The organism is Flexithrix dorotheae DSM 6795 (genome assembly GCF_000379765.1).
In the GTDB taxonomy this organism is placed as follows: domain Bacteria; phylum Bacteroidota; class Bacteroidia; order Cytophagales; family Flammeovirgaceae; genus Flexithrix; species Flexithrix dorotheae.
Window position 1 is genome coordinate 119035 of sequence record NZ_KB903445.1, and the last position, 9060, is coordinate 128094.

The window sequence follows — 9060 nt, forward strand, 5'->3', positions numbered from 1 at the left end:
AATTTTTTTCACCATTTTCCATTAAAAATCCAGAGTAGCACCGAATAACCAGGTTCTTGCCTGTGGATATTGCGCATAGTCCACACCAAGCTGTTTGTTACCATCGATATAACCGAGTTCAGGGTCAATCCCTGAATAATCTGTAATGGTGAACACATTTTGGCCGGTTACATAAAATCGTGCTTTCGAAACTCCTACCTTCTCACTAATAGCACCCGGAATTGTATAGCCCAGCGTTAAATTTTTAAGTCTGAAAAAACCTCCTTTTTCAATGAATAAGGTTGAAGTTCGGTGATTGAGATTATCTCTTGCAGTAGTCATCCTTGGAATGGAGTTGCTGGTACCCTCTCCACGCCACCGGTTAGCAGTTTCGGCATACATATTATAGGGGTAGGTAGGATCCAAGCCCTGCATGCGGTCCCCGTTATAAATATCCTTACCAGCCTCTCCGAGGAAAAACATATTCAAATCAAATCCCTTAAAAGCAAATGCAGCATTTAAACCATAGGTGATATCAGGGAAAGCATCACCAATAATCTGCCTGTCATTATCGTCAATAATGCCATCATTGTTTAAATCTACAAATTTTGTGTCTCCAGGCTGGATCAAACCATCCTCTCGTCTACTATCGTTGGAAATGGAAGGATCACTATCAATTTCTCCCTGGTTTTGGTATAAACCATCGGCAACCCAACCATAAAACACACCAATAGGATGACCTACATAAGTTCTGGCAATTTCCTGATTAGGTCTTCCATACCTTTGGGATTCAAGAAAAGGAACATTCAATTTGGTAACCTCATTGGTAATAAAAGAGGCATTTCCATTAATGTTGTAGGTAAATTCTCCAGAACTGTTCCTATATCCCAACTCAAGCTCCAAGCCCTGATTCCGCAATTCACCAGCATTTCTATCTGGAACATCAGTATTTCCCTGTGAACCAATGGAAGGAACAGGAAGTAACATATTCTTGGTATCCTTGATGAAATAATTAATATTGGTTATAACCTTTCCTTCGAATAAAGAGGCTTCCAAACCAAAGTTTGTCATTTCTGCCGTTTCCCAGGCAATATCCGGGTTAGGAATTCTGCTTAAGGATGAACCAACTGCTTCATTTCCTCCAAAAGAATATCTTTTTCCTGTGGAGATAAGACTATAGTATTGTAATGCAGGTACTTTTTCATTTCCCAATTGGCCCCAACCCCCAGTAAGTTTTAGCTCATCAATTAATGAGACATTCCAAAAGTTTTCTTCAGATATTCTCCATCCTAGTGAAAAAGCAGGAAAATTCCCCCATCGATTGCCTTCAGCAAATTTTGACGAACCATCTGCACGAAAGGTCGCTGTTAACAAATAACGGTCTTTATAGGCATAATTGGCTCTACCAAACCAGGATTCCAGGGCATTGTAACTTTTTCCACCTCCAGCTCCCGTAATGCTTTCCCCTGCGTCCAAAAAGCGTTGGTTAAATGACTCATTTGGGAAATCTCGTCTTTCTCCACTAAAATATTCGGTATTAAATGTCTGAGCAGTGTAACCTCCAACAAAATTAAGGTTATGGTCATCACCAAATTTTTTATTATAAGACAGGAAATATTCTGTTAGAATAGAATAGTATTCCGAATAATCTCTTTGCAAACGATTCCTTGAATTTGTTCTGGTTTGATTATTAACTATAATTTCAAAATTATCCCTGTCATAAATTTCAGCATCAAGACCGAAATTTGCTTTTAATGATAATCCTTCCAGAATTTCCAATTCTCCTGAAATTGATCCTAACAACCTATGCCTTGTAGTTTGTTTATCCTCATTATCAACCGTAAATATGGGGTTATTTATATCTCCAAATTCACTGCTTATTTGAGAAGAACTATAAGTACCATCTGGGTATTGTACTGGTAGACCTGGGTGGAATCTGATCGCACTCCAAAGCACTCCGGTTTGGGCAGAGGAAGTATTTAGGAAATTTCCTTTTTTGCTAGTAAGTTGCAAATTCTGACCAATTTTAAATCTTTTACCTACTTTGTGATCAGAATTAACTCTGAATGTATATCGTTGATAGTAAGAGTTTTTCATCATTCCTTCTTCATCATAATAGCCTAAAGAAATTCCATATGATGATTTTTCCCCACCTCCCCTTAGCATAGCATCAATGTTTTTTATCAGCCCGTTACCTAAAAGTTCTTCCTGCCAATTTGTTCTTTGTGTCTGGTATTCAGGATCCTCCCAAATTGGATTAATGTCAATTCCATCATTGGTGTACCGTTCGCGCTTTAATTGGGCCAGAGTAGGGGCATCCAACACGTCAATTGTATTAATAGATGAGGATGTTCCAATGTATGAATTCAAAGTGAATTTCATGGATTCTCCATAATTTCCTTTTTTGGTAGTTATAATGATTACTCCATTTGCCGCTCTGGTTCCATAAATAGCAGAAGATGAAGCATCCTTTAAGACTTCGATTGAAGCAATATCATTGGTATTAACTGAATTAATATCTCCTCCTGGAAAACCATCGATAATAACCAGAGGATCAGCATTATTTAAGGTGCCTGTACCCCGAATACGTATTGAACTTTCAGATCCTGGTGCCCCCCCATTTCGAACCACCTGGATTCCAGATGCTCTTCCCTGGAGAACATCGGAAGCTCCAGAAACTGGTAAATTTTGAAAATCCTCTCCTTTAACAGAAGATATTGCTCCTGTTACATCCCGTTTTTCTTGTTGTCCGTATCCCACAACCACCAGTTCATCAAGTTGAGCAACATCAGGTTGCAAAGTCATGTTTATTTCAGTTTGGTTTTCAATGACCACTTCCTGAGTCACAAAACCAATATAGCTAAATTGAAGGGTGGATCCTTCGGGAGCATCAATTCTATATTTACCATCAATATCTGTTACCGTTCCTGAATTTGTTCCTTTTATCAAAATACTTACCCCTGGCAAAGGTTCATTATCTTCAGCTGAAGTAACAGTACCAGAAATCATCATATAAATTTCTTCTTTTTCAATTACTTCGGAGATAGCTTGTGAAAAAAATGAACTTTTCCGGACATGAATGTTTTCATCTATTCTTTTGAACCGTAGGCCGGAATTTTTGGCAATTTGTCGGAGTAAATTGGCCAAAGACAAAGACTTATAATTGTTATCAGCAATATAACTAACCTCCTGACCTTTATTAAAGGTATGTGTATCATATACAAATCCAAATCCAGTTTCATTTTCAATTTCTTTAAAGATTTCTTCTAGATTGGTGTGCTTTAAATTCAAAGAAAGATAAATATCTTCAATACTTTTTTTTTGGGCATTACCCTGTTCGGCAATTAATAATGTACAAAAAAGGCATTGCAAAAAAATGCCTAACATACCGTATTTTGACATGAGGAAAATTTGTCTGAGTAAATTAAACTTCATAAATTGAAAAGTTTTTGGTGGACAATCATCAAGGACACAATTTACCAGGGATTACTTATCAATTGCTCCTACACAATTTTGGTCAAGTAATCTTTGGTTTTTTTTATATTTTCCAGAAGTCCTTAATATTCTGGAACTAATGTTTCAGCTTGTATTTTTCATTTTTTCAGTTGTTTTGTTTTAAAGGTTATTTCATTTCGATTAATTTCATAATCAATATTGGTAGTATATTTTATGCCTTCCAAAACATGCTCAAGGCTCTTTTGAGTATAGCTCCCACTAACAGAGCATTCAACTTCACCCAATATTTTCACCTTTACACCATACCACCCTTCTATTTGATGCTTTATTTCCTCAATATCCGCATTTTCAAAAAATAGGATTCCATCTTTCCATGATATCCATTCTTGTTTAAAATTTCCTTTCTCTGCTTTTTCACTTTTTGTAAAGTAAGTAAGTTGTTCACTTGGGTTTAGGAAAAATTTTTGAGTGGAATCATTTAAGTTTTCCACCTTTACTTTTCCAGTAGCCAGCATGATTTTCACGTTGTTATCATTAGGGAATTTTCGTATATTGAAAGAGGTACCTAAAGCTGTAGTCCGAATACCTCCGGCATCTACTGTGAAAGGTTTTAGAGGGTTTTTACTCACTTCAAAAAAAGCTTCTCCCTGTAAAAAAATTTCTCTTTTGTTTATAAAATCTTTTCTAAACCTTACTTGACTATTTGCATTAAGTTTTACAATTGATTTATCTGGTAAAGTCAGGGTTAGTTTCTGGCCTTTTTCAGTTGATTTGGTGATAAAAGCCTCTTCCTCCAAAATCTCTTTCTGGTGTGAAAGCATATCACCTTCCTGGAAAACATAAAATAACCATGCAGTACCCAAAGCCAGGGTTATCATGGCGGCATATTTCATGAGAAAAAAAGTATTGGCCTTAGTTTTACCTGAAATATTTTCCTTTTGAATTCCAATCACCTTTTTATCATCAGCTGGCAAGTTTTCCTTTCCGGCAGCATTTATATTTTCTTCCTCTCTCGATATTTTAGCCATGGTTTTATAAAACCATAAGTCAGTATCCAGACTGTTTTGTTCTTTCTCGGAATTTTGGAGGTCCATTATTGCCTTATATTTCAGTGCCTTTGACTTATCGTTTCCGATTATTTGTTCCAGCTCTTCCAATTCTGCAGGAGTAATTTTATTTACTAGCTTCCTGCTCAATAAAAGACCAAACCGATCATTATCCATTTCCTATGCTTTTTTTAACTATAGACAGGAGGAATTGATAAATTACTTACAAGGGAATGAAAAAAATTAAAAAAAATAAAAGAGAGAGGGTAATTGTGGATTTTTTCAAACCTTTATCATTTTCAAAATAACGATCTACAGCTTTTTCTAATTTTTTAATCGCTCTTACTAATTGGGTTTCTACAGTTCGCACAGATATATTTAATATTTCTGCTACCTGTTTGTATTTTAATCCATCCTCTCTGATTAGTTTGAAAACCATTTTTGATTGGAAAGGTAATTTTTCCACTTCCTTGCTGAGCACATTTTGTAATTCACGGTATTCTACCTCCATTAATGGATTAGAACCAGAAGTGAAAGAGTGAGATGAATATCCATTAATGGAATAATGCGGATTTTTAGTCTTTTGACTAATTGTGTTTAAAGCTTGATTTTTTGTTGCTACGAACAAATAGGATTCAATATTTTTTATTTTACTAAGTTGAGTTCTGTTTTTCCAAACCTTTACAAAGACTTCTGATACGATTTCTTCAGCAGACTCTTCTTCAGAAACATAATTTTTTGAAAAATAAACAAGCTTTTTAAAGTACGTTTTGAATAAAATTTCAAAAGCTTTCTGATCATTATGATTAGAAATTTTATTGATTAAAACCTTCAGAAAAGCATTTTCTTTTGTATCCAAAACTGACCAGAATTATTAAATTTTTTTAATACTTTGTCAAGGTACAAATATTCCCAATAAGATAAAAATGTGGAATTGAGGATAAAAATAAGGGTATTAAAAATTAGTCTATAGTACTACTAATATTTTATTTATGTAAAGTTTTGCCCAAAACTTTTATTCCAAACTAAATTTTATTGTTTGATAAATATTTAGGAATTTAAAATTCGTTGAAAACTTTAAATTTCAATTTGAAACTAAATACTTAATTAGTAATTCATGATTAATTATTAAATGTTTAACTAGTTGAGTTTTAAAATTTCAAAAAGATTCAATGAGCTTTTATCCCAGGGACGTTTGAGTTGTACCCAAATGGTAGAGGTTTTAAAATACTTTTGATTAACATTATATTACAGCTTAATCAGGATTTGACTTGCAGTTATTATAAAAATTTAATCATCTGTAAATGAGTGATTTATAAAAAAACCATAACTTTGATTATGTAGTCCGTTAATTGGTCTTAATCGACGAATTGAACTACTTAAAACTAGCCTTTACATTAGCCTTTCTGACCAATTGCATTCTAGCATTGATCTTATGAGAAAGGATTGAAATTGCTACAGGAATAAATATAGATAATACATAAATAGGAATCAAATAGGGGAGGCGTTCCGCCTCTGGTAACATGTTTATTTCGGCAATTCTACGAGCAAATGAAGAATAACACATAAAAACAGAAACAACCGTAAAAACATAACTGCTAAAGAGCCACCCAGACACCGCAGAAATGAAAACCATAGATTCCAACACCAACGCGGTAAAAGCACCAAGCAAATACCCAAAATCACCCAAACCGTTAACATTTTTCATTAAATCGTGAAACAATAAAGCATTAAGCACGGTCAATGGAATTGTAAGAAGGAACGCTAATAAAACCCATGTGCCCAGGGAGTTCAAACTATTGATAATCTGATTTACGGGTTTTGCCGTTCTAATCGTCTGAAACGTTCCATTGTCCGCCTGTATTGATTCGAAATTGTATGATTGCCCCAAAGGGGGGATATATTCCGAACCGTTTTTTTGTGGGTTTAAAAGGTCTAATATTTTCATAATTTCTAATCGACGAAGTTAAACTATAATCAAGTACATAGAGGATTTTTGCAAAATCCTATCTAAACGTAATTCTTACTTTATTTCTGGATTTTCGAAACCACATGTATTACATTTTATTCTTGAATTACTATAAATTTTGGACTTTAAGGCAATCATTTCTTTACATTTTTGACATCTTCTTATATTTTTCTCATCCTCTAAATAATCAATTAATATATATTCAGTAATCTCTCCTATACTTCCATTTCCTGTAGAACTACCCCAAAAACCTGAAAGCTTTTTCATACCTTCTATTTTATTTAAAATTTCATCACTTGGATTTATAATATTAATTACTATCCTCTCTTTTTTCTTCATTCCTATTATTTTTTATTGGATATGTACGCAGATAAATCCATTCATTTTCCTCACCTACATTATTTAAATCAATAGAATCAACAATATTTTTTTCATAAAACCTACCTGAGTGATCTTGAATTCTTAACAATTCACTGCATAATAAGGCAGAAAACTTCTCCTCATTCTCCATCCATTTTTCCTCACTTTCCCAACTTTGTCTCTGATATTTAAATTTAATTATTACAAAATGATTTACACTTTTCTCATTTTCAATAGTAATTTCTAAATCACTATTTTTTTGTTCAATTATTACAATTTGATTATCTATCAATTGTAATCCATTCTGATTCTTAAAGTTTTCCTTTAAATATACCTTTAATACTTTCATCTCTTTTTTTTATAAAGTTACACAACTTTTATTTAAAGAAACAAAAAAAAGACTACAAAATATATGTGCAGCCTTTATATTTAATTTAACTATAATGAAATTAATAGAAGAATCCAGAACCTTTTTGTTTATCAAAGTAGCCCAATTGGCGACCTTTTTTGCGAGTTTTCCGGTCAAACTCATAAAGGATGGCAAAGCGAAACTCAGGCAACCGTCTAAAGTATTCTGTAATTGAAAAATTAGTCCTACTTCTGGAAACCCTGAAGCCTCGCCAGTATCCTTTACCCTTTTTGGAAAATTTCACACGTAAGACACCCTCTCTACCTAAATACATTTTTTAATCTTAATTTCTTCTTATCGGCTATGAGGATATAAAGCAGAATCGTTGCAGGAATCCAAGGTAAAAAGGAATAATAACCGGGAACCTGATTAATTAAACCACGCCATGAGGACGTATAAGAGTTTGATGTGGCATAACCAGAACTTTTAGTTTTTCTAATATACTGGTCAATATTTTGATAATCCACTTTAAAATATTCCTGCCTTAAAAAGTAATCGTAAATAGATGCCCACCATGAACCATAAATTGCTTGGCCGTGTTGATCTTCGCCACGTCCAACACCTTTTGATGTGGTTTTTCTTTGGGAGGGATGGCGCATGCCAAACAGGTTATTATTTTCTTTAAAAACGCCACTGGTAAACCATCCGGTTTCCAATGCAGCCTGAGCGTAAACAACCTTTACAGGCAAATTCCAGTATTTCGGGAATAGTAATTTTACTATAAAAATTAAGAGATAAATTAAAATATTCATAACAGAGTGATTTTAAACTTTTTGCTCATTTTCACGCCTTTTTTGTTCAGCTTCGAGCATAGAAATTAAAATTTGTAAAAGTGGCTTCAGGTTTCCCAGAAGCACAATAACAGTAACCAAGTCACTTGAAACCTTGCTAACTTTTTTAAGAAAGTTCATTGTTAATTGAATCTAAATCGAATGTTTTTTCACGATCTCCCAAATACATCAAAACGAGTTTAGTCACATTTGAGGGAGTATCAAAATGTATGTAGCCATGTGCTTGTATTTGCACTGTTTTATCAGTAGCAGCACTATAAGAGTGCAATTCAATACTATTCCGATGTTTATCAGAAAAATAGACCTTCACAGCCCCAGAAGTTACAAAATGTAACAAATAATTGCCATTGAGCGCAACGTGTTCGCCCAAGTCTTTTTCAGTTCTTAAAACTTTCATTTATTTATGTGGTTGACACCTTTGAAATGATGTAATTAAATCTTACCAAACAATTCCTTTTTTTGATCTTCATCTAAATACCTAGAAAGATCATCCCTTAAAGAGCCTGATTTGCTTATCGCGTTGTACTCGGATTCTACTAGAGTGATAATATGTAAATTATCTAAAATGAGTTGTACAGCGCTTTCCTCATCTTCCGTCCAAGTTGAAACTTGATACCAAGAGAAATTTTTATTTGTACCCAGGTATTCAGTAAGTAATTCGGCAACCATTGTTGCCCTTTTGGAATCGTTGCTTTCTTCGCTGATATCAGCTAGAGACTTTTGATTATCTGTGAAATACTTCAACACATAAAAACCAGCTACCCCAGTAAGAATATGCGGAAGGTATTTTTTTACCTTTTTATTCTTAAATGGCAATGTAAGGGCTGCCCCCAAGAAAGGGAGCACCCGAACCAAACCACCTATTATAAGTCGTAAGTGCATGATACTATTTTTTAGGTAGTTCTTTTACTTCCTTGTCACCAAACCATTTTAAAACAGCAGGATAAACATACTTAATAGCAGCATAAACCACGACAACCGCCAACGGGAACTTAGCAAAAAATGCTTTTAGTTCCTCTTCCATCTTTCCGAATTCAAACATTTGCAATA

9 protein-coding genes are annotated in these 9060 nt (G+C 34.0%); all 9 read right to left on the reverse strand.

Annotated elements, in window-relative coordinates:
• Positions 1-21: 21 nt before the first annotated feature.
• The gene (locus A3EM_RS0119050) at positions 22-3414 is read right to left on the reverse strand and encodes a SusC/RagA family TonB-linked outer membrane protein (RefSeq protein WP_245576524.1); all 3393 of its coding nucleotides are present in this window, start codon (positions 3412-3414) and stop codon (positions 22-24) included.
• Positions 3415-3572: 158 nt separating this feature from the next.
• Entirely contained in the window at positions 3573-4658 is a 1086-nt protein-coding gene (locus tag A3EM_RS0119055) for a FecR family protein (protein ID WP_020529840.1), read from the reverse strand.
• A 46-nt stretch (positions 4659-4704) separates the two neighbouring features.
• The gene (locus A3EM_RS0119060; protein WP_020529841.1) at positions 4705-5340 is read right to left on the reverse strand and encodes an RNA polymerase sigma-70 factor; all 636 of its coding nucleotides are present in this window, start codon (positions 5338-5340) and stop codon (positions 4705-4707) included.
• A 516-nt stretch (positions 5341-5856) separates the two neighbouring features.
• The gene (locus A3EM_RS0119065; protein ID WP_020529842.1) at positions 5857-6429 is read right to left on the reverse strand and encodes a hypothetical protein; all 573 of its coding nucleotides are present in this window, start codon (positions 6427-6429) and stop codon (positions 5857-5859) included.
• Positions 6430-6504: 75 nt separating this feature from the next.
• Positions 6505-6789 carry a BRcat domain-containing protein gene (locus tag A3EM_RS0119070; protein WP_020529843.1) on the reverse strand — a complete coding sequence of 95 codons (285 nt, stop codon included), beginning with the start codon at positions 6787-6789 and terminating at the stop codon, positions 6505-6507.
• Entirely contained in the window at positions 6761-7159 is a 399-nt protein-coding gene (locus tag A3EM_RS0119075) for a hypothetical protein (RefSeq protein WP_020529844.1), read from the reverse strand. The genes A3EM_RS0119070 and A3EM_RS0119075 overlap by 29 nt, the downstream gene beginning before the upstream one ends.
• 320 nt (positions 7160-7479) lie before the next feature.
• Complete coding sequence (locus tag A3EM_RS0119085) at positions 7480-7971, reverse strand: glucosaminidase domain-containing protein (protein WP_026210404.1); 492 nt, start codon at positions 7969-7971, stop codon at positions 7480-7482.
• A gap of 145 nt (positions 7972-8116) precedes the next feature.
• Positions 8117-8407: a hypothetical protein gene (locus A3EM_RS0119095; RefSeq protein ID WP_020529848.1), complete on the reverse strand. Its 291-nt coding sequence runs from the start codon at positions 8405-8407 to the stop codon at positions 8117-8119.
• Positions 8408-8442: 35 nt separating this feature from the next.
• Complete coding sequence (locus A3EM_RS0119100; RefSeq protein WP_157637971.1) at positions 8443-8892, reverse strand: hypothetical protein; 450 nt, start codon at positions 8890-8892, stop codon at positions 8443-8445.
• Between the last annotated feature and the right edge of the window lie 168 nt (positions 8893-9060).

Bases quoted from the DNA above. Each gene is read 5' to 3' on its own strand.
- A3EM_RS0119050 (WP_245576524.1), bottom strand. From the start codon at position 3,414: ATGAAGTTTAATTTACTCAGACAAATTTTCCTCATGTCAAAATACGGT.
- A3EM_RS0119055 (WP_020529840.1), bottom strand. From the start codon at position 4,658: ATGGATAATGATCGGTTTGGTCTTTTATTGAGCAGGAAGCTAGTAAAT.
- A3EM_RS0119065 (WP_020529842.1), bottom strand. From the start codon at position 6,429: ATGAAAATATTAGACCTTTTAAACCCACAAAAAAACGGTTCGGAATAT.
- A3EM_RS0119070 (WP_020529843.1), bottom strand. From the start codon at position 6,789: ATGAAGAAAAAAGAGAGGATAGTAATTAATATTATAAATCCAAGTGAT.
- A3EM_RS0119075 (WP_020529844.1), bottom strand. From the start codon at position 7,159: ATGAAAGTATTAAAGGTATATTTAAAGGAAAACTTTAAGAATCAGAAT.
- A3EM_RS0119085 (WP_026210404.1), bottom strand. From the start codon at position 7,971: ATGAATATTTTAATTTATCTCTTAATTTTTATAGTAAAATTACTATTC.
- A3EM_RS0119095 (WP_020529848.1), bottom strand. From the start codon at position 8,407: ATGAAAGTTTTAAGAACTGAAAAAGACTTGGGCGAACACGTTGCGCTC.
- A3EM_RS0119100 (WP_157637971.1), bottom strand. From the start codon at position 8,892: ATGCACTTACGACTTATAATAGGTGGTTTGGTTCGGGTGCTCCCTTTC.